The organism is Pantoea sp. X-Soil-OKNW-556 (assembly GCF_059730695.1).
On the sequence record NZ_AP035990.1, the window covers coordinates 3,363,251 to 3,389,667 of the forward strand.

General features: G+C 51.1%; 28 protein-coding genes and 1 other RNA gene. 12 read left to right on the plus strand and 17 right to left on the minus strand.

Annotated features, from left to right (window positions below; translation table 11 throughout):
• Window positions 1-20: 20 nt before the first annotated feature.
• On the plus strand, window positions 21-860 hold the full coding sequence (locus AC6I8T_RS15705) for a MurR/RpiR family transcriptional regulator (RefSeq protein ID WP_021184377.1): 840 nt from the start codon (window positions 21-23) through the stop codon (window positions 858-860).
• Window positions 861-966: 106 nt separating this feature from the next.
• On the opposite strand, the gene AC6I8T_RS15710 is transcribed toward AC6I8T_RS15705, so the two are convergent.
• Window positions 967-1,827 (minus strand): glycosyltransferase family A protein, encoded by an 861-nt coding sequence (locus AC6I8T_RS15710; protein ID WP_208723794.1) that lies wholly within the window; start codon window positions 1,825-1,827, stop codon window positions 967-969.
• A 274-nt stretch (window positions 1,828-2,101) separates the two neighbouring features.
• Between AC6I8T_RS15710 and AC6I8T_RS15715 the strand changes: the two genes are divergently transcribed.
• Window positions 2,102-2,350: a YfhL family 4Fe-4S dicluster ferredoxin gene (locus AC6I8T_RS15715; protein WP_208723793.1), complete on the plus strand. Its 249-nt coding sequence runs from the start codon at window positions 2,102-2,104 to the stop codon at window positions 2,348-2,350.
• Here AC6I8T_RS15715 and acpS read toward each other — a convergent pair.
• From acpS to rpoE, 11 genes are all read right to left on the minus strand, one after another.
• Window positions 2,347-2,727 (minus strand): holo-ACP synthase, encoded by a 381-nt coding sequence (gene acpS / locus AC6I8T_RS15720; RefSeq protein WP_021184380.1) that lies wholly within the window; start codon window positions 2,725-2,727, stop codon window positions 2,347-2,349. The genes AC6I8T_RS15715 and acpS overlap by 4 nt on opposite strands.
• A complete protein-coding gene (pdxJ, locus tag AC6I8T_RS15725; protein WP_021184381.1) occupies window positions 2,727-3,458 on the minus strand; it encodes a pyridoxine 5'-phosphate synthase in 732 nt (243 codons plus the stop codon). The genes acpS and pdxJ overlap by 1 nt, the downstream gene beginning before the upstream one ends.
• Window positions 3,459-3,517: 59 nt before the next feature.
• The gene (recO, locus tag AC6I8T_RS15730; protein WP_208723791.1) at window positions 3,518-4,246 is read right to left on the minus strand and encodes a DNA repair protein RecO; all 729 of its coding nucleotides are present in this window, start codon (window positions 4,244-4,246) and stop codon (window positions 3,518-3,520) included.
• Window positions 4,247-4,249: 3 nt separating this feature from the next.
• Window positions 4,250-5,155, minus strand: a complete 906-nt coding sequence (gene era, locus AC6I8T_RS15735) for a GTPase Era (RefSeq protein WP_021184383.1) — start codon at window positions 5,153-5,155, stop codon at window positions 4,250-4,252.
• Window positions 5,156-5,200: 45 nt separating this feature from the next.
• Window positions 5,201-5,881 (minus strand): ribonuclease III, encoded by a 681-nt coding sequence (rnc, locus tag AC6I8T_RS15740; protein WP_021184384.1) that lies wholly within the window; start codon window positions 5,879-5,881, stop codon window positions 5,201-5,203.
• 109 nt (window positions 5,882-5,990) lie between these two features.
• A complete protein-coding gene (gene lepB / locus AC6I8T_RS15745) occupies window positions 5,991-6,962 on the minus strand; it encodes a signal peptidase I (protein WP_021184385.1) in 972 nt (323 codons plus the stop codon).
• A 9-nt stretch (window positions 6,963-6,971) separates the two neighbouring features.
• Window positions 6,972-8,771, minus strand: coding sequence for a translation elongation factor 4 (gene lepA / locus AC6I8T_RS15750; protein WP_021184386.1), 1,800 nt, complete (start codon window positions 8,769-8,771; stop codon window positions 6,972-6,974).
• Window positions 8,772-8,988: 217 nt separating this feature from the next.
• Window positions 8,989-9,453 (minus strand): SoxR-reducing system protein RseC, encoded by a 465-nt coding sequence (rseC, locus tag AC6I8T_RS15755; RefSeq protein WP_497834106.1) that lies wholly within the window; start codon window positions 9,451-9,453, stop codon window positions 8,989-8,991.
• On the minus strand, window positions 9,450-10,406 hold the full coding sequence (rseB, locus tag AC6I8T_RS15760) for a sigma-E factor regulatory protein RseB (RefSeq protein WP_021184388.1): 957 nt from the start codon (window positions 10,404-10,406) through the stop codon (window positions 9,450-9,452). Before rseB ends, rseC begins: the two co-directional genes overlap by 4 nt.
• Window positions 10,406-11,062, minus strand: coding sequence for an anti-sigma-E factor RseA (gene rseA, locus AC6I8T_RS15765; RefSeq protein ID WP_208723789.1), 657 nt, complete (start codon window positions 11,060-11,062; stop codon window positions 10,406-10,408). The genes rseB and rseA overlap by 1 nt, the downstream gene beginning before the upstream one ends.
• Window positions 11,063-11,089: 27 nt before the next feature.
• Window positions 11,090-11,668, minus strand: coding sequence for an RNA polymerase sigma factor RpoE (gene rpoE / locus AC6I8T_RS15770; RefSeq protein ID WP_010617748.1), 579 nt, complete (start codon window positions 11,666-11,668; stop codon window positions 11,090-11,092).
• A 444-nt stretch (window positions 11,669-12,112) separates the two neighbouring features.
• On the opposite strand from rpoE, the gene nadB reads away from it, so the two are divergent.
• Window positions 12,113-13,732 carry an L-aspartate oxidase gene (gene nadB, locus AC6I8T_RS15775; RefSeq protein ID WP_497834107.1) on the plus strand — a complete coding sequence of 540 codons (1,620 nt, stop codon included), beginning with the start codon at window positions 12,113-12,115 and terminating at the stop codon, window positions 13,730-13,732.
• On the opposite strand, the gene trmN is transcribed toward nadB, so the two are convergent.
• On the minus strand, window positions 13,717-14,466 hold the full coding sequence (gene trmN / locus AC6I8T_RS15780; protein ID WP_497834108.1) for a tRNA(1)(Val) (adenine(37)-N(6))-methyltransferase TrmN: 750 nt from the start codon (window positions 14,464-14,466) through the stop codon (window positions 13,717-13,719). The two genes, nadB and trmN, sit on opposite strands and share 16 nt — an antisense overlap.
• Window positions 14,467-14,622: 156 nt before the next feature.
• On the opposite strand from trmN, the gene srmB reads away from it, so the two are divergent.
• On the plus strand, window positions 14,623-15,951 hold the full coding sequence (gene srmB, locus AC6I8T_RS15785) for an ATP-dependent RNA helicase SrmB (protein WP_021184393.1): 1,329 nt from the start codon (window positions 14,623-14,625) through the stop codon (window positions 15,949-15,951).
• Between the two features lie 207 nt (window positions 15,952-16,158).
• Here the strand turns inward: srmB and grcA are convergent, their stop codons facing one another.
• A complete protein-coding gene (gene grcA, locus AC6I8T_RS15790) occupies window positions 16,159-16,542 on the minus strand; it encodes an autonomous glycyl radical cofactor GrcA (protein ID WP_208723786.1) in 384 nt (127 codons plus the stop codon).
• A 267-nt stretch (window positions 16,543-16,809) separates the two neighbouring features.
• On the opposite strand from grcA, the gene ung reads away from it, so the two are divergent.
• Entirely contained in the window at window positions 16,810-17,487 is a 678-nt protein-coding gene (ung, locus tag AC6I8T_RS15795) for a uracil-DNA glycosylase (RefSeq protein ID WP_208723785.1), read from the plus strand.
• A 46-nt stretch (window positions 17,488-17,533) separates the two neighbouring features.
• Here the strand turns inward: ung and grpE are convergent, their stop codons facing one another.
• Window positions 17,534-18,112: a nucleotide exchange factor GrpE gene (gene grpE / locus AC6I8T_RS15800; protein ID WP_208723784.1), complete on the minus strand. Its 579-nt coding sequence runs from the start codon at window positions 18,110-18,112 to the stop codon at window positions 17,534-17,536.
• A 122-nt stretch (window positions 18,113-18,234) separates the two neighbouring features.
• On the opposite strand from grpE, the gene nadK reads away from it, so the two are divergent.
• The 3 genes from nadK to bamE all read left to right on the plus strand — a co-directional run bounded on the left by nadK (window position 18,235) and on the right by bamE (window position 21,397).
• Window positions 18,235-19,113 (plus strand): NAD(+) kinase, encoded by an 879-nt coding sequence (gene nadK / locus AC6I8T_RS15805; RefSeq protein WP_021184397.1) that lies wholly within the window; start codon window positions 18,235-18,237, stop codon window positions 19,111-19,113.
• An 85-nt stretch (window positions 19,114-19,198) separates the two neighbouring features.
• Window positions 19,199-20,860, plus strand: a complete 1,662-nt coding sequence (recN, locus tag AC6I8T_RS15810; RefSeq protein ID WP_497834109.1) for a DNA repair protein RecN — start codon at window positions 19,199-19,201, stop codon at window positions 20,858-20,860.
• A 189-nt stretch (window positions 20,861-21,049) separates the two neighbouring features.
• On the plus strand, window positions 21,050-21,397 hold the full coding sequence (bamE, locus tag AC6I8T_RS15815; RefSeq protein ID WP_021184399.1) for an outer membrane protein assembly factor BamE: 348 nt from the start codon (window positions 21,050-21,052) through the stop codon (window positions 21,395-21,397).
• 52 nt (window positions 21,398-21,449) lie between these two features.
• Here bamE and AC6I8T_RS15820 read toward each other — a convergent pair whose 3' ends face one another.
• Together AC6I8T_RS15820 and AC6I8T_RS15825 are read right to left on the minus strand one after the other, a co-directional pair.
• Window positions 21,450-21,740: an RnfH family protein gene (locus AC6I8T_RS15820; RefSeq protein WP_497834110.1), complete on the minus strand. Its 291-nt coding sequence runs from the start codon at window positions 21,738-21,740 to the stop codon at window positions 21,450-21,452.
• The gene (locus tag AC6I8T_RS15825) at window positions 21,733-22,167 is read right to left on the minus strand and encodes a type II toxin-antitoxin system RatA family toxin (RefSeq protein ID WP_013510141.1); all 435 of its coding nucleotides are present in this window, start codon (window positions 22,165-22,167) and stop codon (window positions 21,733-21,735) included. Before AC6I8T_RS15825 ends, AC6I8T_RS15820 begins: the two co-directional genes overlap by 8 nt.
• A gap of 159 nt (window positions 22,168-22,326) precedes the next feature.
• On the opposite strand from AC6I8T_RS15825, the gene smpB reads away from it, so the two are divergent.
• The 4 genes from smpB to AC6I8T_RS15845 all read left to right on the plus strand — a co-directional run bounded on the left by smpB (window position 22,327) and on the right by AC6I8T_RS15845 (window position 25,989).
• On the plus strand, window positions 22,327-22,809 hold the full coding sequence (smpB, locus tag AC6I8T_RS15830; protein WP_021184401.1) for an SsrA-binding protein SmpB: 483 nt from the start codon (window positions 22,327-22,329) through the stop codon (window positions 22,807-22,809).
• Window positions 22,810-22,852: 43 nt separating this feature from the next.
• Window positions 22,853-23,233: a transfer-messenger RNA gene (ssrA, locus tag AC6I8T_RS15835) on the plus strand.
• A gap of 204 nt (window positions 23,234-23,437) precedes the next feature.
• Complete coding sequence (locus AC6I8T_RS15840) at window positions 23,438-24,685, plus strand: integrase (protein WP_497834111.1); 1,248 nt, start codon at window positions 23,438-23,440, stop codon at window positions 24,683-24,685.
• Window positions 24,686-25,002: 317 nt separating this feature from the next.
• Window positions 25,003-25,989 (plus strand): DUF4365 domain-containing protein, encoded by a 987-nt coding sequence (locus tag AC6I8T_RS15845; RefSeq protein WP_497834112.1) that lies wholly within the window; start codon window positions 25,003-25,005, stop codon window positions 25,987-25,989.
• Window positions 25,990-26,417: the final 428 nt, after the last annotated feature.

Below are 26,417 nucleotides of genomic sequence, written 5' to 3' on the forward strand. Positions count from 1 at the left end.
TTCTGAATTAAGGATCGGACATGAGTTCATTGCTGCGGATTCGTCAGCTTTATCCGCGCCTGGCGCTTAACGAGCGTCGTTTGGCGGATTTTTTATTGTCGCAGCCAGATCGCGCACGGCATCTGAGTTCGCAAAAACTGGCGGAAGAATCCGGCGTCAGCCAGTCCAGCGTGGTCAAGTTTGCCCAGAAACTGGGCTATAAAGGTTTTCCGGCATTAAAGCTGGCCCTGAGTGAGTCGCTGGCCGATCGTGATGCCATCACCGTGCACAACCATATTCTCAGCGATGACCCACTGAAAGTGGTGGGTGAAAAACTGTTGGCGGAGAAAATCTCGGCGATACGCGCCACGCTGGATATTAACAGTGAAGAGATGCTGCTTCAGACATTGCAGTTGCTGAAAAATGCCAATCGCATTCTGCTGGTGGGAATTGGTGCATCCGGTTTGGTCGCCAAAGATTTTTCGTGGAAGTTGATGAAAATTGGCATCAACGCGGTGGCCGAGCAGGATATGCATGCGTTGCTTGCCAGTGTGCAGGCGATGACTGCCGGGGATGTGTTGCTCGCCATCTCGTACACCGGTGAACGGCGCGAAATCAACCTGGCAGCGCAGGAAGCGGCCCAGACCGGCGCGGATGTGCTGGCATTTACCGGCTTTACCCCCAATACCTTGCAGCAGTGCGCTACCCATTGTCTGTATACCGTTGCGGAGGAACAAAGTACGCGTAGTGCGGCAATTTCCTCAACCAGCGCCCAACTCGCCCTGACCGACCTGTTGTTTATGGCGTTGGTGCAGAACGACCCGGAACGCGCCTCCAGCCATATTCGTCATAGCGAAGAATTGGTGAAAAAACTGGTGTAAACCGTGCCGGATATGTAGCGGCGCAATTTATCGCGCTTTTGATTCTGACGTTGTGGTCAGAAAGCGCGATAAATCGCGCCGCTACGAGTAAGGTGCTCGATTATTTCTATCGCGCTGCGTACGCGCATAACCAACGCCACCACCATAAGGGACGCCAATATTTTCTTATTTTTGGTGCCGTGATTGACTGTCGGCAATGGCTTTTCACTTTAACCCAGTTAAAATTAAGAAACAGCCGACTGTGACCAAATTCCTTGCCGAAAGTGTCACACTCCTGCTTCTTGCGTAAATCGATGGGCGTATTAACCGATAAATCGCGTTCTAAACTGTGGTAGGTTTTTGCTCTATCCAGAGAGCGTTCATAACACCAAATATCCTTTGGCATATAACGTTGTTGCGAACCCTGATATTTCTGGTATTTCACAAATCGATAATCTTCTGCGCCATAGTGACCACAATATTCTTCATCATAACCATAAAAGCGTAAGAAGCGGGCGCGGCTCATAAAAAAAAGATTGGCATGGCCTTTATAGTAAGTCCCATCCGCACGCTTGCGACACAGTTTGTAGAAACGTCGTCCCGGGTTTGCCATGTTCGCCAGAGAAGTCAGAGTGGCTGCCGGAAAAGCGTGGTCGAGATCCGATAATAAGATTTTATCAGATTTGGCATAGGCCACCCCCAGATTACGTGCCCCACCCTGATTCCATTTAATATCAGTCGTAATACGCAACCAGGTGAAATTAATATTCAGCTCAGGAATATCGTAGGCAATTGGTGAGCCGTCATCTACAATAATAAACTCAACCCGATCCAATAACCCATCTGGATAGGTCTCATACTCTTTCAACAGCGATAAGACGGAATCGATAGATTCCTGATTGCAATAAAAGTGAGTTATATAACTTAAATCAATATGGGACTTATCACCAGCGTGACGCTGCCTGATTAATTCAGTCGAGGCATCCATTTTCAATCCATCTAACTCATCCTTGATGCCACAGATGCTAACTCAAAACACCCATTATGCTTTCATTAGTAAACATGAAAAAACATTGAGATTATTCGCCTGATAAAAACTTACCGTAAAATTCATCACATTATCACTGAAATTAAATAGATGTCAGCGTTTTGCGCTAGCGCAAAACTGATGAAGAAAAAACGGACTTCAGATTGGGGCAAAGATTAAATTATGGTAAGGTGCGCGGCTTATTACTACCGATTAACCAGAATTTCAACAGATCATGGCTTTACTGATTACCCAGCGTTGTATCAACTGTGACATGTGCGAACCGGAGTGCCCTAACCAGGCCATCAGCCTCGGGGATGCCATTTACCAGATCGATAGCGACCGCTGCACCGAATGTGTCGGTCATTATGATGTACCAACGTGCCTGAGCGTGTGCCCCATTGATAACACCATCATTCCCGATCCACAGCACCCCGAAAGCCGCGAGGCGCTGTGGGAGAAATTTGTGGAGCTACACCACTAATTCTCGATAATCACCGTGGCACAGGCGTAATGGCGCTCATCCGCCAGCGTGACGTGCACATGCTGCACCCCGAGTTGACGGGCAATGTCAGCGGCATGCTGGAAAAAACGCAACCCCGGTTTGCCCAGCGCATCGTTATAAACCTCAAACTGATTGAACGCCAGACCACCACGGATGCCGGTGCCAAACGCTTTGGCTGCGGCTTCTTTCACCGCAAAACGCTTCGCCAGAAAACGCACTGGCTGCTGATGCGTTTGATATTGCTGCCACTCGGCTTCGCTCAGCACACGACGCGCCAGTCGGTCGCCGGAACGTTCAATCACCCCGGCAATGCGCTCGATTTCAACAATATCGGTGCCCAGTCCGAGAATAGCCATTAACGACGCGCTTCCCGCATCAGTAACTTCATCTCTTTGACCGCCTCAGCCAGACCACTCATCACCGCACGACCAATAATGGCATGACCGATATTCAGTTCATGCATTTCCGGCAGCGCCGCAATCGGCAGCACGTTATGGTAGGTCAGACCGTGCCCGGCATTCACTTTCAGGCCGAGACTGGCTGCAAAGGTGGCTGCTTTACGAATACGCTCCAGCTCCGCATCGCGTGCCAGACCTTCGGGTGCTTCCGCATACGCACCGGTGTGAATTTCAATGTAAGGTGCACCGCTCGCCACGGCGGCTTCGATTTGGCGGTGATCGGCATCGATAAACAATGACACCAGAATCCCCGCCTCGCTCAGCTGTTTAACCGCAGCATTGATTTTGTCCTGCTGACCCGCCACATCAAGACCGCCTTCAGTGGTCACTTCCTGACGTTTTTCCGGCACCAGGCAGCAGAAGTGTGGTTTGATGTCACAGGCAATGCCAACCATCTCATCGGTCACCGCCATTTCCAGATTCATACGCGTCTGGATGGTATCGCGCAGAATACGGACGTCACGATCGGTGATATGACGGCGATCTTCACGCAGATGTACGGTAATACCATCCGCACCCGCCTGTTCAGAAATAAATGCAGCCTGCACCGGATCGGGATAATTCGTGCCACGCGCGTTACGTACGGTGGCGATGTGGTCAATGTTGACCCCTAACAGCAACTCAGCCATGACAATCCTTAACCAGGGTTAGTGAGTTTACAGTGTACCGCGTAGCAACAGGACTGGCATCATTCGCTCGACGCATCCGGCTTCTTTTTCGGTACAAACTGGCGAAAAAGTTCCTGACTCTTAAGCGGTTTGCCACCCAGATAGGGCTTCAGCGCCATTCGGGTAAAGCGTTTGGCAGCACGCAGGCTATCGGTATCAGGGAACTCGCGTGACCACAGCGCCCGCAACTGGCGACCGGTAAAACTACGTTGATTGACCACCAGGCTGGCAATGAAACCTTTCTCTTCACGGTAGCTGTAGGTCATACCATCATCCACCGCTTCGCCACTGCCCGCGCAGTGCAGGAAATCAACGCCGTATCCCAGATGTCCGAGCAGCGCCAGTTCGAAACGACGCAAGGCTGGCTCCGGCGTGCCGCTGACGGCGGCAAGCGCCTGGATGCAATTCAGGTAATCGAAGAAGAGGTCAGAGAAAGGGATTTCCTGCTCCAGCACCCGCGACAGCAGTTCATTGACGTACAGACCGCAGTAGAGCGTGATGCCACTCAGGGGGAGTGCCAGCGATACCGCTTCAGCGTTGCGCAGCGTTTTGACTTCGCCGCGCCCGCCCCAGCGTACCAGCAAGGGGGTAAAAGGTTGTAACGCCCCCTTGAGTTGTGAACGACGTGAACGTGCGCCTTTGGCAAGGACACGCACACGCCCTTCGCTTTCGCTAAACAGATCGAGCAGCAGGCTGGTTTCGCTGTAGGGGCGACTATGCAGCACAAAGGCGCGTTGCCAGCCTTCCATCGGTTAGAGGTCGTCTACATAACCCAGACTGCGCAGCGCACGTTCGTCATCCGCCCAGCCAGATTTCACCTTCACCCACAGTTCGAGGTGAACCTTGGCCTCGAACATCTCTTCCATATCTCTACGCGCTTCGATACCAATGGTTTTGATTTTGGCACCTTTGTTGCCAATCACCATTTTCTTCTGACCATCGCGTTCGACCAGAATCAGGCCGCTGATATCATAGCCACCGCGTTCGTTAGTCTCGAACTTTTCAATCTCAACGGTAACGGAATACGGCAGCTCTGCACCGAGGAAACGCATCAGTTTTTCACGGATGATCTCGGACGCCATAAAGCGCTGCGAACGGTCGGTGATGTACTCTTCCGGGAAGTGATGTTCCGCTTTGGGCAGACGCTTGCGCACGATGGCCGCAATCGTATCAACGTTTTTACCCGTCTCAGCCGAGATTGGGACGATATCCGTGAAGTTCATCTGCTGACCGAGGAACTGGAGATGTGGCAGCAGGATGCTTTTATCCTGGATGTTATCCACCTTGTTCACCGCCAGTACCACCGGCACTTTGCCGTCACGCAGCTTGTTCAGCACCATTTCGTCATCTGGCGTCCAGCGTGTGCCATCAACCACGAAAATTACCAGTTCAACATCACCGATGGAGCTGCTGGCAGCACGGTTCATCAGGCGGTTAATCGCCCGCTTCTCTTCCATGTGCAATCCGGGCGTGTCCACATAGATAGCCTGGTATGGCCCTTCAGTATGGATACCCATGATGCGGTGACGCGTGGTTTGCGGCTTACGCGAGGTGATCGACACCTTTTGCCCCAGCAACTGGTTCAGCAAGGTGGATTTGCCGACGTTGGGTCGGCCAACAATCGCGACAAAGCCGCAATAAGTTTCGTGTTCGCTCATTCGAGTCCTGACTTAATCAGCACCGGTCAGGGTGCTGCGATGTGACTATTCAAGGCCGAGTTTAATCAACGCCTGTTCGGCGGCGGCCTGTTCTGCTTTACGGCGGCTGGAACCTACGCCCACCACCGGCTCAGCCATGCCACTCACCTGACAGTGAATGGTAAATTCCTGGTCGTGGGCTTCACCACGCACCTGCACTACCAGATATGAAGGCAGCGGCAGATGGCGTCCCTGCAAAAACTCTTGCAGGCGCGTTTTTGGATCTTTTTGTTTATCGCCCGGACTGATCTGTTCCAGCCGCGTTTGATACCAGTCGAGAATTAGCTTTTCGACGGTCTGAATATTGCTGTCGAGGAAAATGCCGCCAATCAGCGCTTCCACCGTATCAGCAAGAATCGATTCGCGACGGAAGCCGCCGCTTTTCAGTTCACCTGGCCCCAGACGTAAACACTCGCCAAGATCAAACTCACGCGCCATTTCTGCCAACGTATTTCCACGTACCAGTGTCGCACGCATACGGCTCATGTCGCCTTCATCAACCCGCGGAAAGCGGTGATACAGCGCATTAGCAATGACATAGCTGAGAATTGAATCGCCAAGAAATTCAAGACGCTCGTTGTGTTTACTGCTGGCGCTGCGGTGAGTCAGAGCCTGTTGCAACAATTCCGGATGAGTAAAAGTGTAGCCCAGTTTGCGCTGCAACTTGTTAATGAGGATGGGGTTCATGCGATTCCAGTTCTTTTGTGCTTCTGTCACTCTGCATACGAAACAGGGCTGAGGTTCCAACACGTTCCGTTTCGTGTGCAGTGGCTCCCCACAGGGAGCCAACCGTTTATCAGTGAATACCGCCAATGCGACTTAAGCGCACGCCGGTAGGCCACTGTCCTTCTTGTTTCTCAAAGCTCATCCAGATAGCGACCGCTTTACCGACCAGGTTGCGCTCGGGTACAAAGCCCCAGTAGCGGCTGTCGGCGCTGTTATCACGGTTATCGCCCATCATGAAATATTGCCCCTGCGGCACAATCCAGGTCGACTGAGGCTGGCCTGGCTGCTGGTAATACATGCTCGCCTGACTCTGTGCTTCGTTAACCAACAGGATATCGTGCGTTACGCTGCCCAACGTCTCTTTACGTGTACCAAGACGTAAGCCACCGCGCATCGTTTCGCCCTGCGGTACCTGGAAGAAACCATTACCGGTTTCGTTGCCATCAAAACCGCTGAAGGTCTGAATAAAGCTGCTTGGCTCGATATTGGTATAGGTGATTGGCAGCGCAGTGTCACATTTTCCGTTGCCACAACCCGGATTCACCGTCAGGGTTTTGCTGTATGGATCGTAAACCACTTTGTCGCCCGGCAGACCAATTACCCGTTTGATGTAATCCATGCTCGGATCCTTCGGGTATTTGAATACCGCGATGTCGCCGCGCTGTGGATGACCGGTCGGGATCAGCGTCGTTTGGGTGATTGGATCTTTCAGGCCGTAGGCAAATTTCTCCACCAGGATAAAGTCACCGATCAGCAGAGTCGGCATCATCGAACCAGATGGGATCTGGAATGGCTCATAAACGAATGACCGAACGATAAATACCACTGCCAGCACCGGGAAAACCGACGCTGCGGTTTCCACCCAACCGGGTTGCGGAGAGACTTTCGCCAGCGTTTTGCTGTCCAGCGTATTACCTGCCTGCGCCTGTGCGGCAACCTGCTTCGCACGACGCGCCGGTGCCCACTTAAAACGATCAATACACCAGATAACACCCGTTACCAGCGTCGCGATCGCCAGAATCAGGGCGAACATATTAGCCATTGAGGTTCCTTATTTGCTGTCTTTACCGACATGCAGAATGGCAAGGAATGCTTCCTGCGGCAGTTCAACGTTACCGACCTGCTTCATTCGCTTCTTACCTTCCTTCTGCTTCTGCAACAGTTTTTTCTTACGGCTAACGTCACCGCCATAGCATTTCGCCAGAACGTTTTTACGCAGCTGCTTGACTGTTGAGCGAGCGATAATGTGGTTGCCGATTGCTGCCTGAATCGCGATATCGAACTGCTGGCGTGGGATCAGATCTTTCATCTTTTCCACCAGCTCACGGCCACGATATTGCGAGTTATCACGGTGAGTAATCAGCGCCAGCGCATCGACACGTTCTGAGTTGATCAGCACGTCGACACGCACCATGTCAGAGGCCTGGAAACGTTTGAAGTTATAATCCAGTGAAGCATAGCCGCGCGACGTTGATTTCAGACGGTCAAAGAAGTCGAGAACCACTTCCGCCATCGGGATTTCGTAAGTCAGCGCAACCTGGTTACCGTGGTAAACCATATTTGTCTGAACACCACGTTTCTCGATACAGAGCGTAATGACGTTGCCGAGGAACTCCTGCGGCAGCAGCATATGACACTCGGCGATCGGTTCACGCAGTTCTTCAATATTATTCAGCGGCGGCAGCTTAGACGGGCTGTCAACATACACCACTTCGCCATCTGTGGTTTCCACTTCATACACCACGGTCGGTGCGGTGGTGATCAGATCGAGATCGTATTCACGCTCCAGACGTTCCTGGATGATCTCCATATGCAGCAGGCCAAGGAAGCCACAGCGGAAGCCAAAGCCCAACGCCGTGGAGCTTTCTGGCTCATAGAACAGTGACGCATCGTTCAGGCTCAGTTTGCCCAGCGCATCGCGGAAAGCTTCATAATCATCAGAGCTGACCGGGAACAGACCGGCATAGACCTGCGGCTTCACTTTTTTAAAGCCTGGCAGCGCTTTATCCGCCGGGTTACGTTGCAGCGTCAGGGTATCGCCCACCGGTGCGCCAAGGATGTCTTTGATTGCACAAACCAGCCAACCTACCTCGCCACATTTCAGCTCGGTACGATCAACCTGTTTCGGGGTGAAAATCCCCAGACGATCGGCGTTATACACCTGACCGGTGCTGATCACTTTAACTTTATCGCCTTTGCGCAGGGTGCCGTTCTTAATACGAATCAGTGACACAACGCCAAGATAGTTATCGAACCATGAGTCGATAATCAGCGCCTGCAATGGGCCTTCTGGATCGCCTTCCGGCGGCGGAATATCGCGCACCAGGCGTTCCAGCACATCCGGAACACCCACGCCGGTCTTCGCTGAACAGCGTACGGCGTCAGTCGCATCAATACCGACGATATCTTCAATCTCTTCCGCCACGCGCTCCGGATCGGCCGCAGGCAGGTCGATCTTGTTCAATACCGGTACCACTTCCAGATCCATTTCCATGGCGGTATAGCAGTTCGCCAGCGTCTGTGCTTCTACGCCCTGGCCTGCATCGACCACCAGTAACGCCCCTTCACAGGCCGCCAGAGAGCGGGATACTTCATAAGAGAAGTCAACGTGTCCGGGAGTATCGATAAAATTGAGCTGGTAAGTTTCACCGTTCAGCGCTTTGTAATCGAGCGTTACACTCTGCGCCTTAATGGTAATGCCGCGTTCACGCTCCAGATCCATTGAATCCAGAACCTGCGCCGCCATCTCACGATCGCTCAGGCCACCACAAATTTGAATCAAACGGTCTGACAGCGTCGATTTGCCGTGGTCGATATGAGCGATGATGGAGAAATTTCGTATGTGCTTCATTTATATGAATATCTTCACGTAGAATATCAGTTGAATACTTGAGCACAGACATATTCAGGAAATGGAGTTTTACCTGGAAACCTGTCAGCCTCATTAATGACGACGCATATTACACTGTTAACGCCTTGCGTTAAAGAATGGAACTGCGGGGAATCGCAACAGATTTCAGCGGCTAAACGCCGTGAAAAAGGCCGCGTTCGACGCGGCCCGGCAAGTATCAAACTTCAGTTTCAACCCGCATGGCATCAGGAGGCAAAGCAATATTGAGGATTACCGGCTGAAAAGCCTCACGCTCACCAAACACCAATGAAACGCCTTTTGCCACAATAAAGCCACCCACTCCACCCAACAGCGCGCCACAGGCGGAAGCCAGATCGCTATGGAACAGCATCTGAAACAGACCTGCGACCAAAAACAGGCCAAACAGCGGCGTCATATAAACCAACAGTGCTGAGCCTAACAAACTGCTTTCGCGAATCCCCAATTCGATACGCTGACCTGGCTGCAACGGTTCGGGACTGACGATCTCCATCACATGCGCATTTTTCGGCCCCAGCTTATTCAGCATATGGCTGCCGCAACCTTTACGCGCCGAGCAACTGTTGCAGGAGGTTTTCGCTTCGGTATGTAGCGTCGCGATACCCTCTTTCCACGCCACCACAGTGGCCCATTCTCTCATCATTTTGCTGATCCCGAATCAATGCTGTCCGCAATACGTTTTGCTGTGGTCGGTGGAATCTCACCCACCACGGTAATCTCGTTATTATTGCGCACTTCAGTCTGCACCGTACGACGCCCAGTGCGCAATGTCTGCGCCACGCTGTTTTTATCTGCGGGAGTAATGTTAATCGCAAAACTAAACAGGCCATCGCTGTAGAGGCGGGATTCAACGGTTTTATTCAGCGCCGGGATATCTCGGCGACTCTGAGAGATGAGGGTCATTCCTGCCGGAAGCCATGTTGGCTGCCAGTTGAGCTGCACTTTATCGCCCGCCGGTAATGATAATGTTGGCGGCAGATTTGCTTTCTCCAGCCCCTGCATCAGATTACGCACACCTTCATCAACGGCAAAACTGATAACCCGGAACTGTTCCAGCGTCTCGCCATCACGATCCAGCAGGTCAATGCGTAACGGCAGCTTGGTATCAACATCCAGCCACACCACATAGCTGTAGCGCGAACCGTCGCGTGAGACGATGCGTACCACCTCACACAACTGATCAGCGATGCGTGACCGACCAACGGGAATGAAATCGTAGGCATCGCTCAGGCGTGAGAAGTCGGCAAACATCAACGGCGGCAGGGCATCCACAATATGGTTGCCGGGCAAGGAGAACGGATCAAGGCCGGGTTCAAAGTAGCTGATATCGTTACCACGCTGAATCACCTCACGACGTGGCCCGTCCATCTGCAACAATTGAGCAAAGATACGATTGTCGATAACCGCATGGCGATAACGCAAGGACTCTATGCCAAGCCGGGAGACATTGATGTAAGCGAATTCATAATTGAGGGACTGGCTTGCTTGCTCCATCTGCTGTAACAACGCCCCGGACGCAGAAGTCTGCGCCGGGGCGGTAGATGTATAAAGCAGGCTGCCTGCCAGCAGGCTAACGGCACACCAAAGCTGCTTCATTACTGCTGCTGAATTCCTAACGACTGATTACCGGGAACATTCGCTTGCGCCTGTTGCGGATCGTTCTTCTCAAACTGAACCTGATCGGCATGCAGACGACGTTGCAGCTCATAATCTTGCAGCATCGCGTTGATACGACGACGCTGTTCCTGCACCTGCTGGTTTGAACTGTTGGTATCAAACGCATCAGACGGCACACCCAGACTAACCGGTGAAGCCTTGCCCATCATCGGCAGCGTATTAAACACTGGCGAATCAGACGATTCGGTTGCGTTGCTACCCGCAGGCTGATTGTAGTGCTGAACACCGACAATCACCGCCAACGATACACAGGCTGCTACGCCAACCTGCGCCAGCTGCGCAGTCCAGGAACCGGACTTACGCCAGAACGGCATTTTCTTCCAGCGCACCGGTTCGGGTTGTGCTTCCGGAATCATCGAAGTCACTTTACGCACCGGTTCATTTTCGATGGCTGCCGCCACGCGCGCGGAGATATCAAAATGCAGCACTTCACCCACATCGCCCCGCAGGGTGTCGCGGATTAGATGGTAGCTTTCCCAGCTTTTTTGCAGATTCACATCCCTTGATAACGACGCCAGCAGCTCGTTATCTAAAGTTTCACCATCCATTAAAGCGGAAAGTTTTTCTTTCTGCATGCTTTGGTACCCTTCCAGTAGCCGTTATCACTGACGTTGGATAAGCGGTTGAACTTTGTTATCAATAGCCTCTCGCGCACGGAAGATACGAGAACGTACTGTACCGACCGGGCAATCCATGATGGCGGCAATCTCTTCGTAGCTTAACCCATCCAGTTCTCTGAGGGTGATTGCCATACGAAGATCCTCAGGAAGCGCCTCAATGGTACGAAAAACAATTTGTTTCAGTTCGTCAGACAACATTAAGTTCTCAGGGTTCGAAATTTCTTTTAATGCACCCGCACTTTCGAAGTTTTCCGCATCAATTGCGTCAACATCACTCGACGGCGGACGGCGCCCCTGAGCCACCAGATAATTTTTTGCTGTGTTCACCGCAATACGGTACAGCCATGTGTAAAATGCGCTGTCGCCACGGAATGATTCCAGTGCGCGATACGCTTTAATAAAAGACTCCTGTACCACATCTGGCACATCGCCCGATGGGACATAACGTGAAACCAGGCTCGCCACTTTATGCTGGTATCGAATCACCAGTAAGTTAAATGACTTTTGATCTCCCTTCTGAACCCGTTCAACGAGAACCTGATCCGTTAACTGCTCGCTCATCCGAGGTAATGTCTCCCCAAACTCTTTTTTTATGCGTAAATGAACTGCCAGCACATCTCATTGTTCTGAGCAAGCATGCGCTTAGAGTCATATTCTGGCATGAAGTTCACCACGACCTGAAAATTTTCCGTATAGGAACCCAGACGCTGTTGTTGTTGATTGTCTTTCAGTGTAGCGATTTGCCGCGCTGGCAGCCTCATTTCCGGCACCGATAATCGCTGGCAGAGTAACCTATGACGCCACGATTTTCATCTTTATTACCTGAATTTTCAGTAAGTTTGGTATAAAAAACACGTAAAGGTTATTTTCAGACATAACTTACTGAAATCGCGCAATTATCGCCGGGAAACGCCGAATTCCTCGACAAAGCCTGTTTAAAATACTTCACAGAGTTGGCATCCGGGCTTATGCTCTGAACACCTTTTGTTTAGTAAATTAAACATCATGACTTCCCAATCCGATTATCAGTGCGACGTACTTATCGTCGGCAGCGGCGCTGCTGGCCTGTCACTGGCGCTGCGCCTGGCGCCGCATTATCAGGTTACGGTCCTGAGTAAAGCGCAGGTGAATGAAGGTTCAACGCTCTACGCACAAGGCGGCATCGCAGCGGTGTTCGATGAAACCGACAGCATTGAATCGCATGTGGAGGATACGCTGATTGCCGGAGCGGGGTTATGCGATCGTGCTACCGTCAATTTTATCGCCAGTAACGCACGCGACTGCGTGCAATGGTTGATTGATAATGGCGTAGCCTTCGACAAAGAACCGCAAGCTGATGGTGAAGCTCGCTACCACCTGACACGCGAGGGAGGCCACAGCCATCGTCGCATTTTGCACAGCGCTGACGCCACCGGTCGCGTGGTGGAAACCACGCTGGTTAGCCAGGCCCTCAGTCATCCCAACATCCGCATTCTTGAACGTACCAATGCTGTTGACCTGATTCTTTCCGATAAAATCGGCGTACCCGGACCTCGTCGGGTTGTTGGGGCCTGGATCTGGAACCGTAACCGTGAGCAGGTTGAAACCTGCCGGGCGCGCGCGGTGATCCTCGCAACCGGCGGGGCCGCCAAAGTGTATCAATACACCACCAACCCGGATGTCGCATCCGGCGATGGCATTGCTATGGCCTGGCGTGCGGGTTGTCGGGTAGCGAATCTGGAATTCAATCAATTCCACCCCACCTGTCTGTTCCATCCACAGGCACAAAATTTCCTGTTAACTGAAGCATTACGAGGCGAAGGGGCATGGCTACTGCGCCCGGATGGCACGCGCTTTATGCCTGACTTTGATCCCCGTGCCGAACTGGCACCGCGCGATATCGTAGCGCGAGCCATTGACCATGAGATGAAACGTCTTGGCGTGGACTGTATGTATCTCGACATCAGCCATCAGCCGGCCAGTTTCATTCGCGCGCATTTCCCGATGATCTATGAAAAATTGCTGACTTTCGGCCTCGATTTGACCAAAGAGCCGATCCCGATCGTTCCGGCTGCTCACTATACCTGCGGCGGTGTGATGGTTGATCAGCAAGGGCGTACTGATATCGATGGCCTGTATGCGATTGGTGAGGTGAGCTATACCGGCCTGCATGGTGCCAATCGCATGGCTTCGAATTCGTTGCTGGAATGCCTGGTCTATGGCTGGTCAGCCGCCGAAGATGTGATCCGCCGGCTACCCGGTACAGAACAGGTTAATCACCTGCCTGCCTGGGATGAAAGCCGCGTGGATGACGCCGATGAGCGCGTGGTGATTCAACATAACTGGCACGAGTTGCGGCTGTTTATGTGGGATTACATGGGCATTGTGCGCACCACCAAACGGCTGGAGCGCGCATTACGTCGTATCAACTTACTCCAACAGGAGATAGACGAGTACTACGCGAATTTTCGCCTGTCCAACAACCTGCTGGAGTTACGTAATCTGGTGCAGGTTGCTGAATTGATGGTGCGTTGTGCGCTGGAGCGTAAAGAAAGTCGAGGCCTGCACTATACGCCGGACTATCCGGATTTGCTGCCGGATGCGGTTCCTACGGTATTGGCTCCGCCTCACTACATGAACAGGTAGAAATCACGCGTCAGGCTGCACCAGTCTTCCGAGTATTGGGTGTTTTCATCGCGTATCGCCAACCGCTCTATCAGTTGTTCTCCCATGCAGGGGGAAAAACCCAATAGCACGCGATGAGGCGGGCGTTGAGCATACTCGGCAACGTCATAACGAAAACGCAGATGCCAGCCATCTTGCTGCGCCTGTTCAATCATACTTTGGCCCAGTGATTCTGGCAGCACCACGCAAAAGAAGCCTTCTTCTTCTATTAACTGGGCGGCACAGCGCAACAAAGTATGATGATCCAGGGTGTCGGTCGAACGCGCGGTCGCACGCTGCGGCGTGGCACAGGCCACACCGGGAGCAAAATAAGGTGGGTTGCTAACGATCAGGGAATAGCGCTGTTCACAAGCATCGGCCCATTGCACGATATCTGCCTGATGGGTTGTTACCCGCGATGGCCAGGGGGAGGCCTGCACATTCTCCTGCGCCTGTTGTGCTGCATCAGCATCCAGCTCAACTGCATCTATCTGCACATCATCCGGCGTTCGCTGCGCAATCATTAAGGCTATCAGGCCGCTACCGCTACCAATATCCAGCACGCGTCGCACACCCGCCACCGGTGCCCATGCGCCTAACAAAATACCGTCGGTGCCAACTTTCATTGCACAGCGATCGTGGGCAATAAAAAATCGCTTAAACGTAAAACCATTTTTTTGTAACTGAGGCCGCGGATGCGGCGTCGTTTTTGTCATTCTCTGCAACCACTCAACAAATCCTGCCCAATGGCAGAGCTTCAGTGTAACGTGACAGAGCAGGGAAAACATCTCCTGGCATGGCGAGTTGGCACACAAACAGATGAAGATTATGTTTGTTCTGTCTATAATCAGCGCCCCAAACTGAGGTAGACCATGACCGTAACCACATTCTCCGAACTCGAACTCGACGAAAGCCTGCTGGATGCCCTGCAGGAAAAAGGCTTCACGCGCCCAACAGCCATCCAGGCTGAGGCCATCCCTGCCGCTCTGGAGGGCCGTGACGTACTGGGTTCAGCGCCGACCGGAACGGGGAAAACCGCAGCCTATCTGCTGCCGGCTATGCAGCACCTGATCGATTTTCCACGTAAAAAATCAGGCCCGCCGCGCATTTTAATTTTAACGCCCACGCGTGAACTGGCGATGCAGGTTGCCGACCACGCGCGTGAGTTAGCGAAACACACGCATCTGGATATCGCCACCATCACCGGCGGCGTTGCCTATATGAACCACGCTGAGGTATTCAGCGAAAATCAGGACATCGTAGTCGCGACCACTGGTCGTCTGCTGCAATACATCAAAGAAGAGAACTTTGATTGCCGTGCAGTAGAAACGCTAATCCTGGACGAAGCTGATCGCATGCTGGACATGGGCTTTGCCCAGGATATTGAAACTATCGCGGGTGAAACCCGCTGGCGTAAACAGACGATGCTGTTCTCCGCCACACTGGAAGGCGACAGCATTAAAGATTTTGCTGAGCGTCTGCTGAACGACCCGGTATCGGTTGATGCCGATCCCAGCCAGCGTGAGCGTAAGAAAATTCAGCAATGGTATTACCGTGCCGACGATGTTGAGCATAAAACTAAATTGCTGGTGCACCTGCTGAAGCAGCCGGAAGTGACGCGCTCGATTGTGTTTGTACGTAAGCGTGAACGCCTGCATGAGTTGGTGACCTGGCTGCATGAAGCTGGCATTCGCTGTAGCTATCTCGAAGGCGAAATGGTGCAGGCTAAGCGTAACGAAGCGCTGAAGCGTCTGAATGATGGTCGCGTTAACGTGCTGGTAGCGACCGACGTTGCTGCACGCGGGATTGATATCGAAGACGTCAGCCATGTCTTCAACTACGACATGCCGCGTACTGCGGATACCTATCTGCACCGTATCGGACGCACCGCACGCGCCGGACGCAAAGGAACCGCGCTGTCACTGGTTGAAGCGCATGACCATGTGTTGCTGGGTAAGATCAGCCGCTATATTAATGAGCCGTTGAAACCTCGTACCATCGATGAGCTGCGCCCAGAATCGCGCGCACCAAGCGCAAAAGTCACCGGTAAACCGTCGAAAAAAGTGCTTGCGAAGCGTCAGGAGCAGAAAGAGAAAGAAGCCGAGAAACCGCGTGTGAAGAAACGTCACCGCGATACTAAAAATATCGGTAAACGCCGCAAACCGAGCGGCTCCGGGACATCGGGACAGAGTGCGGAATAAATCAGCACCCTGACGAAAATGCCGCCTCATTTGAGGCGGTTTTTTTATTTTTGACTGCCCAAAACAGACACTTCACTCTACTTCTTTACTCAGGCTCGATGAACTAAGCCATCTGACTCGCTGACCAAAATGAAAAGGCCGCACCGGTATGCACCAGCACGGCCTTTATTACTGTGTGTCTTTTCGTCAGTGGTACAAAAAGCCGAATTACAGGCTTTCGGTGAAAGTGCGGGTGATCACATCACGTTGTTGTTCTGGTGTCAGGGCATTAAAACGCACCGCATAGCCTGATACGCGAATGGTCAGCTGCGGGTAATTCTCCGGATGTTTCACGGCATCTTCCAGAGTTTCACGGCGCAGGACGTTAACGTTCAGATGCTGACCACCTTCAATACGCACCACCGGTTTTTGCTCCAGCGGAATTTCGCGGTAAGCGATTTCACCCAAATCGCTGATAGCAACAACCTGATCTTCTGCAAAATCGCCTTTTGCACACAGGCAGCGCGCTTCGGATTTTTCATCATCCAGCAACCAGAAAGAGTTCAGCAGTTGCGGGTTATTGGTTTTAGTAATTTGAATACCGGTAATCATAGATGGCCTCCTGAGCCTGGCGCTGCCGCAGGCGAACAGCGTGGTTATCGAAATTTTGTGATGCTCAGGTATAGCACTGCAACAATCCAGCCGTTTTGACCTGCATCAATTTCATCCAGCCAGATTCTCGGCCTCGACACCTAATAAATTGATTTGAAATAATTTTCTCGTTTAAATTTTTTTTGTAAATTCTCAAATTTTTTTAACCTTCTGCTCCCTGCCAGGACGGGTTAAGCTAAGCGCAATTTTTTTGGCAGGGAGTCAATAATGAGCGAGAAGCTGACCTGGCACGATGTGCTGGCTGAAGAGAAACAGAAACCTTATTTTGTTGAGACGCTGAAAGCGGTCGCCAACGAGCGTGCTGCGGGCGTCACTGTCTATCCGCCGCAAAAAGATGTCTTTAACGCCTTTCGACTGACCGAATTGGGTGATGTTAAAGTCGTGATATTGGGCCAGGATCCTTACCACGGCCCTAATCAGGCGCACGGACTGGCTTTTTCAGTGCTGCCCGGCGTCGCCATTCCCCCTTCGTTGTTGAACATGTACAAAGAGCTGGAACAGGATATTCCCGGCTTTATACGCCCACAGCACGGCTTTCTGGAAAGCTGGGCAAAACAAGGGGTGATGTTATTAAATACCGTGCTAACGGTGCAGGCGGGTCAGGCGCACTCCCATGCCCGCTTTGGTTGGGAGACCTTTACCGACAATGTCATTAGCGCTATCAATCAGCATCGTGAAGGGGTGATTTTTCTTCTGTGGGGGTCACATGCGCAGAAGAAAGGAAGCATCATCGATCGTCAGCGCCATCATGTGTTGAAAGCACCGCATCCCTCGCCACTCTCCGCGCATCGCGGTTTTTTCGGCAGCAAGCACTTTTCACAAGCCAATGCATTGCTCAGCCAGGCAGGACAAACACCCATCGACTGGACACCAGTGTTACCGTAAAACAAAAACGGCCGCGTCAGGCGGCCGTTAACTATTGTGCGAGAAATCAGCTTTTCGCTTTTGCCACAGCAACCATTGCCGGGCGCAGCAGGCGACCGTTCAGGGTGTAGCCTCGCTGCATCACCATCATGACGTGATTCGGTGCAACCTCTTCAGATTCCATCATCGACATCGCCTGATGTACATCCGGGTTGAATGGTACGTTGGTTTCACCTACCACTTCGACACCAAATTTACGCACCGCACCCAGCAGTGATTTCAGCGTCAGTTCGATGCCTTCAATCATTGATGCCAGCTCAGAATTCTCTTTGTCTGCCACTTCCAGCGCACGCTCCAGGCTATCAATCACCGGCAGCAGCTCGTTGGCAAATTTTTCCAGCGCAAATTTGTGCGCTTTTTCCACATCCATTTCAGTACGACGACGGATATTTTCAATCTCCGCCTGCGCACGCAGTTGCGCATCACGCACGCCAGACTGCGACTGAGCCAATTCAGCCTCCAGTTGCGCAATACGTTCATCACGCGGATCCACCTCAGTTGCTGTCTCTGCGTCCGCGTGCTGTTGATCCTGTTGAATTTCGTCTGAGACTTGCTCGTTTGGGGTGTTCTGTTCTTTACTACTCATGAATTTCTCCGCGTTTTGCACATTCATCTCGCTGTTCGCTTATTATGGGGATCAGTTTGACGGTTTCAAGAGAACCCATCACATTGCCTGGCCGTTTTGGCTTATGAGGAACACCAGCTCAAATGAATAAACACTTTAACTGCATTGGGATTGTTGGCCATCCGCGTCATCCTACTGCGTTAACCACCCATGAAATGCTCTGGCGCTGGCTGACGGCAAAAGGCTATGAGGTGATTGTCGAGCAGCAAATTGCACGCGAACTTTCGCTAAAAGATGTACAGACCGGTTCACTGGCGGAAATTGGCCAACGCGCCGATCTGGCCGTTGTTGTCGGTGGCGATGGTAATATGCTTGGCGCTGCACGCGTGCTGGCGCGTTATGACATCAAAGTGATTGGCATTAACCGCGGAAATCTCGGTTTTTTGACCGACCTTGATCCTGACAACGCGCAACAGCAGTTGGACGATGTCCTGGAAGGTGACTATTTCATCGAAAGCCGTTTCTTACTGGAGGCGCAGGTATGCAAAGAAGATTGCTCCCCGCGTATTGGCAGTGCCATCAACGAAGTGGTGCTGCATCCGGGAAAAGTGGCACATATGATCGAATTTGAAGTTTATATCGATGAAGTATTTGCCTTTTCACAACGTTCCGATGGCCTGATCATTTCAACCCCCACGGGTTCAACAGCCTATTCGCTCTCCGCTGGCGGCCCGATTCTTACGCCTTCGCTGGAAGCGATTGTCCTGGTGCCAATGTTTCCACATACCTTGTCGGCACGTCCTTTAGTGATCAACAGCAGTAGCACCATCCGCCTGCGTTTCTCTTCCTTACGCAGCGACCTGGAGATCAGTTGCGACAGCCAAATTGCGCTACCGATTCAAGAAGGGGAGGACGTATTGATTCGGCGCAGTGCCAATCACCTCAATCTAATCCACCCCAAAAATTACAATTACTTCAACACATTAAGCTCAAAACTCGGCTGGTCAAAAAAATTGTTCTGAAAATCACCCATCACCACTTTACTGGATAAAAAACCAGTTTATACTGTATGAAAAACCATGTCTGTTTTTCTATACAGGTGAATGTATGCTGGCACAACTGACCATCAGTAATTTTGCTATCGTTCGTGAACTGGAAATCGATTTTCATCGTGGCATGACGGCGATCACCGGTGAAACCGGCGCAGGAAAATCTATCGCTATTGATGCACTTGGTCTGTGCCTCGGTGGCCGTGCTGAAGCAGATATGGTACGCCAGGGGGCGAGTCGCGCAGATATTTGCGCGCGCTTTCAACTGAAAGCCTCCCCTTCGGCTCAACGCTGGCTGGCAGAAAACCAGTTGGACGATGGCAATGAATGTTTATTACGCCGTGTGATCAGTGCCGATGGCCGTTCTCGTGGTTTTATTAATGGCACGTCGGTCCCTCTCTCTCAACTGCGCGAACTCGGCCAACTTCTCATCCAGATTCATGGTCAGCATGCTCACCAGTTGCTGCTCAAACCCGAGCACCAAAAGCATCTGCTGGATGCCTACGCCGCACACGACGATGTGCTGGCTCAGATGCGTGTCCATTATCAGCACTGGCACCAGAGTTGCCGCGCCCTGGCTCAACATCAACAGTTATCACAGGAACGTGAAGCACGGCGCGAACTGTTGCAGTACCAGTTGAAAGAACTCAATGAATTTGCGCCTCAGCCCGGCGAGTTCGAGCAAATTGATGAAGAATATAAACGTCTGGCTAACAGCGGGCAGTTGCTTTCCACCAGCCAACAGGCCTTGCAAATTTTGGCCGACAGTGACGACACCAACATGCAAAGCCTGCTTTATAGCGCACGCCAGATGTTGAGCGAGTTGGTCAGCCTGGATGATAAAGTCAGCGGTGTGTTTAACCTGCTCGAAGAAGCCGCGATTCAATTGAGTGAAGCCAGTGATGAACTGCGCCACTATTGCGATCGTCTGGATCTCGACCCCAATCGCCTGCACGAACTGGAACAACGCCTGTCCCGGCAGATTGCTTTGGCACGCAAGCACCACGTTACACCCGAAGCGTTGCCTGTACTCTATCAACAACTGTTGGATGAATCAGAGCAACTCTCGCAGCAGGAAAGCGATCAGGAAACGTTGCAGGCTGCCGTTGGCGCTCATCACCAGGCAGCCCTGGCAAGTGCCGAAATGCTGCATCAGCAACGTGAAGGGGCAGCCCGCGAGCTGACGCATTTAATTACCCAAAGTATGCGTACGCTGGCGATGCCACACGGTGAATTCGCCATTGTACTGGAGTTTAACCCGGATCAACTGACCGCCGAGGGCGCCAGCCGGATCGATTTTCGCGTCACAACTAACCCAGGACAACCGTTGCAACCGCTGGGTAAAGTGGCCTCAGGGGGCGAATTGTCACGTATCGCGCTGGCTATTCAGGTCATCACCGCGCAGAAAATGGAAACCCCGGCGATGATTTTCGACGAAGTGGATGTCGGCATTAGCGGCCCTACCGCTGCGGTTGTCGGCCAGATGTTGCGCCAGTTGGGTGAATCAACCCAAGTGATGTGTGTAACGCATCTGCCACAAGTGGCTGGTTGCGGCCACCAACATTTCTTCGTCAGTAAAGAGACTGATGGCGCGATGACCGAAACGCACATGCAGCCGCTGGATAAACGGGCACGTTTGCAAGAACTGGCGCGTTTGCTGGGCGGTAGTGAAGTTACACGCAACACGCTGGCAAACGCGAAAGAACTTTTAGCAGCCTGATACCGCACTTTTTTCCGGCCCGGTGGTCATATGCTTGCTCTGTAGAGGTTTCAAATAGCGAAAAGGTTTATTATCATCGGCAACTTATGTCGCCAGAGTAATAAAGCCTGCCGCAGGCAGAGTTCAGAATTTGATGGCAAAAAAACAGCCTGATGAAAAGGCGTTTGGCCCCAGAAAAGGAATGTATAGATGCGCTGTAAAATGCTGACTGCCGCGGCAGTGGTAATGTTGATGATGACCGCCGGATGTTCCACTCTTGAGCGTGTTGTGTACCGCCCGGATATCAATCAGGGGAACTATCTGGTCGCCAACGATGTGGCTAAAATTCACACTGGCATGACGCAGCAGCAGGTGGCGTATACCCTCGGAACACCGATGATGCGCGATCCTTTTGGCAGCAATGTCTGGTACTACATCTTCCGTGAAGAGCCGGGTCATGAGCGCGTAAGACAGCAAACTCTGACGCTGACATTTGACAGCAACGGCGTGCTGACCAACATCGACAACAAACCACGTCTCACGGGTAGTGAAGGCTGATGAGTTGCAACAAAAAAGGCGCCTGAGCGCCTTTTTTGCTTCTGCGATTTCGCTATTTCTTTTCAGCAGCTCGTTCTGCCCGCTGGCGTCGCATCTCTTTAGGGTCGGCAATCAATGGACGATAGATTTCTACCCGATCACCATCCTGTAACAGATCATCCAACTTCACCGGACGACTGTAGACGCCGACTTTATTGTTTTTCAGATCGATATCTTTGCGCAATGACAACAGCCCCGAGGCCTTAATCGCCTCTTCAACCGTTGCCCCTTCTTCCAGCGTCACCGTGCGCAGATACTGTTTTTCTGGTAGCGCGTAAACCACCTCAACCGATATATCAGGCACGATAAACCTCTTTGGCGCGCTGGGTAAAAGCCTGCACCATGCTGTTGGCCAGCTCTTTAAATACGCGACCAAACGCCATTTCTACCAACATATTGGTAAATTCAAAATCCAGACTCAGTTCAACCTTACAGGCATCATCGCCCAGCGAGACAAATCGCCATCCGCCGCTCAGCTTGCGAAAGGGACCATCGACCAACTGCATATGAATGCTTTGGTTGCTGGTTAAGGTATTACGCGTCGTGAAGGTTTTACTGATGCCTGCTTTGGAGACATCAACAGCAGCAGTCATCTGGTTTCCGCTATTATCCAGCACCCGACTGCCGGTGCAGCCCGGTAGAAATTCTGGATATGAATCCACATCATTCACGAGCTGGTACATCTGTTCAGCGCTATAGGGGACCAGCGCGGAACGACTAATCTGGGCCATAATGGTTCCTGTTCATCACAAAACCGTTAAATAATATCATTTTCGGCTATCAAACAAAAATTCACGGGTATGCCAGCTGTGCTAAAATAACCCGTTTTTTACCGCCCCGCAGGACAGGGGATGCGTCCACAGACTGAGTGATGTAGACTACGCCGCACTATGACAAAGAAAAAAGCCCACAAACCTGGTTCAGCCACTGTTGCCCTCAATAAACGCGCTCGCCATGAATACTTCATTGAAGAAGAGTTCGAAGCGGGATTGTCGTTACAAGGATGGGAAGTCAAATCTCTCCGCGCCGGCAAAGCCAACATCAGCGACAGCTACATTTTGCTGCGCGATGGCGAAGCTTATCTGTTTGGCGCAACTTTTCAGCCGCTGGCGGTGGCCTCAACGCATGTGGTATGCGACCCAACCCGCAACCGCAAACTGCTGCTGAAGCAGCGTGAACTCGATTCGCTGTATGGCCGCGTCAACCGTGAAGGTTATACCGTGGTCGCGTTGTCGATTTACTGGAAAAATGCCTGGGCCAAACTGAAGATTGGTGTGGCACGCGGTAAGAAAGAACATGATAAGCGCGATGACATCAAAGAGCGCGAGTGGAAGCTGGATAAAGCGCGAATCATGAAAAATTCCAACCGCTAAGGGATGGAATCAGCAGAATTTTTTGCTATAATCGTTAGTTCCTGGGGCTGATTCTGGATTCGACGGGATTGTGAACCCTTAGGTGCATGCCGAGGTGCGGTAGGCCTCGTAAAAAAGCCGCAAAAAAATAGTCGCAAACGACGAAAACTTCGCACCTGCTGCTCTCGCAGCTTAATCAGCCTAAGAAACTGAAGGTGTCCTCTCTCCCTAGCCTCCGCTCTTAGGACGGGGATCAAGAGAGGTCAAACCCAAAAGAGATCGCGTGGATGCCCTGCCTGGGGTTGAAGCGTTAAATCCAATCAGGCTAGTTTGTTAGTGGCGTGTCCATCCGCAGCTGACAGGCGAATGTAAAGATTGGACTAAGCATGTAGTGCCGACGGTGTAGTAATTTCGGACGCGGGTTCAACTCCCGCCAGCTCCACCAAAATTCTCCATCGGTGATTACCAGAGTCATCCGATGAAGTCCTAAGAGCCCGCACGGCGCAAGCCCTGCGGGCTTTTTTGTGCCTTCAATTTGTCCCGCGAAATCCGAACTTAACTAATTAAATCCGAACCTTTTAGGCTCCTTGTTAGGCACCTCATAAAGCTTTATTGTTTTTGAGGTGCCTAAAACTACGGAAACCCGGCAATGGCAAGACAAACTAAACCTCTCTCCGTTAAGGAAATCGAATCTGCCAAACCCAAGGAAGCGGACTATGTGCTCTATGATGGCGATGGCCTTGAGCTACTGATCAAATCCAGCGGAAGTAAAATTTGGCAGTTTCGCTACATTCGCCCTGTCACCAAAAAGCGAGCGAAAAAGAGCATTGGCTCCTACCCGTCCGTTACGCTTGCCGATGCTCGAAGCTATCGGGCAGAGTCTCGTTCTCTTTTAGCAAAGCAGATCGATCCTCAGGAACATCAGCAAGAATTACTGCGGAGTTCGCTTGAAGCCAAAACCAATACTTTCCAACTCGTGGCTGAACGTTGGTGGAATGTGAAGAAAACCAGTGTGACCGAGGACTATGCAGAGGATATTTGGCGATCTCTGGAAAGAGATGTCTTTCCGGCGATTGGTGACGTCAGCGTTACAGATATCAAAGCTCATACCCTGGTTCAGGCCGTGCAACCGGTTCAGGCCAGAGGAGCACTGGAAACTGTTCGTCGCCTTTGTCAGCGCATTAATGAGGTCATGATCTATGCCCAGAACACGGGGCTGATTGATGCTGTTCCCAGCGTCAATATTGGCAAAGCATTCGAGAAACCGCAGAAGAAAAACATGCCCAGTATTCGTCCGGATCAGCTGCCTCAGTTAATGCAGACGATGCGCACGGCCAGCATTAGCCTTTCTACACGGTGCCTATTCATGTGGCAGCTTCTTACTATCACCCGCCCTGCCGAAGCGGCTGAAGCCCGTTGGGAAGAGGTAGACATGGAAGCAAGAGAATGGAAGATCCCTGCATCACGCATGAAGATGAACCGTGACCATACTGTGCCATTGTCAGATGAAGCCATCGCTGTTCTGGAAATGATGAAACCGTTAAGTGGTAATCGAGAATTCATTTTTCCCAGCCGTATTAAGCCAAACCAGCCAATGAACAGTCAGACCGTTAACGCATCGCTGAAACGCGCAGGTTTTGGTGGGGTGCTCGTTTCGCACGGACTGCGATCTATAGCCAGTACTGCCCTTAATGAGCAAGGATTGCCACCTGATGTCATTGAAGCGGCACTTGCCCATGTGGACAAAAATGAGGTTCGTCGTGCGTACAACCGAAGCGATTATCTTGAGCAACGTCGTCCTATGATGCAGTGGTGGGCAAATTTCGTTACAGCGGCAGACCGAGGAAGTATTATTGAGAATGGGTTTAAAGGTATCAAATTAATTGCTATGGCATAATTACATCGAGTCCAAACGTTGCGCACGATGCAGACTCATCGGCTGCTAAGTGCCAAAAGCGGACAAACACTGTCTAATATAGCTTTACAGTTTCCCCAAAAATCCTATAACTTACTGAAGAAAAAACAGCAACTACAGTGAGTTAATTTCAAACAACTGATGAATAGAGAATACATATTTGTCGGAAGTGCTTTCTCGGTTTGAGTAAAACCGGTTGAAAAAAGCAACGGACCGAAAAACTAGTCACTTAAATTCCAGGGCAATTCCGTACCAGATCCTGCGGCCACTGTAGTCGTCATTAGGCAATCGAGGAAATTATGTTTCCCAAATATAACCAGACTAATTCTCAAGAAAGATTAGGTGTAAATGCTGTAGCAGAAGCTATGGCAAAAATGGGCCAGATTTGGCGTGAAAATCCAATGGCTGACGTTGGAATTGATGGCCAGATTGAGTATGTTAGTCCTGAGGGGTTTGCCACAGGAAGGTTGATCGCTGTTCAAATAAAGTCAGGTCCTTCCTTTTTTAAGGAAAGCAACGGAGATTGGCTTTTCCACCCAGAAGAGAAGCACCGATTTTATTGGGAAAGATTCCCGTTGCCTGTACTCATAATTATCCACAACCCCGATACAAATTTAAGTTATTGGCAAGATGCTCGCCAAGCTTTAAGAGTTGCCAAGCCAACAGATGCAAAGGGAATTACGATACCCAAATCAAATATTTTACAATCTACAAGTGCTAAAACACTCTTTGAAGGGTTTGCAGTTATAGATCAAGACTTCATGTCGGTCGAAGATGTTCTTGACTATTTGATTAGGGCAAAAAGTAAAAACGCCTCGTTCCCTGTCTCATATTTAAATCTTTTCTGCTCCGGGCTGACTAATATCTGTCGCTCTTTATATTTTAGTATGGATGTAGCATTGACTGTAGCAGAAACAGAGCTGGAAAATCAAAATTCACCTTTTGGTGTCGGAATGGGCGACTCAGAACATAACTTTCTGTTTGATTATATAAAGTTCATCGTACACCAGCATATAGCTGATGTTGATTTCTCTGACTGTATGATTGATTGGCATGATCGTCAAATGCAGCCATCATTTATGGCACCACTGACATCAAGAGGTAAAAAATTGGTACGCCTCATTCATGAATTAGAAGGTAAGTTGAAGTCGGAAGGGAAAATAGAAAACACTGGAAACTTACACGCAGCACAAGAGAGTTTTGTACAATTGCTATTTACCCCAAGCGAGATAAAAAGGATTGAACTTACAAACAAATTTCAGCAGGAGTACTTAAAAAATGCCTAACAAGCACATGTCGTCTTACTAGTTTCCTGCTGCGCTTCAAAACAATCGAAAATACGAGCGCCACTCCCACAAGTCGCTCACAGCGGGCCTTACCCAGAGGGCATAATTGCTGCGAGCCAGAGTGAAAGTTGATTGCAATATTATCGATATCAATCTTGTGGGGAGAGTGTTCCTTCCTCGTGAATTATAAATTCTTTGTCTTATCATAATGGAGAATTGTGATGAAACTTCATGAACTCTCCGGTGTTATGGAAGATAAACACATGGCAACTGGTCTGAAATGACTAAGTCAGATGCAGGGTGATCCTACCCACGTAATGTGGACATGCCTCTAAGCGGAGAGTCTCGGTAGCCTATTTCCCGTTGATTAACACACGACCATACTAGAAATAGCCGGGGCGACTTAATTGCGAGCTTCCACTTTTCGC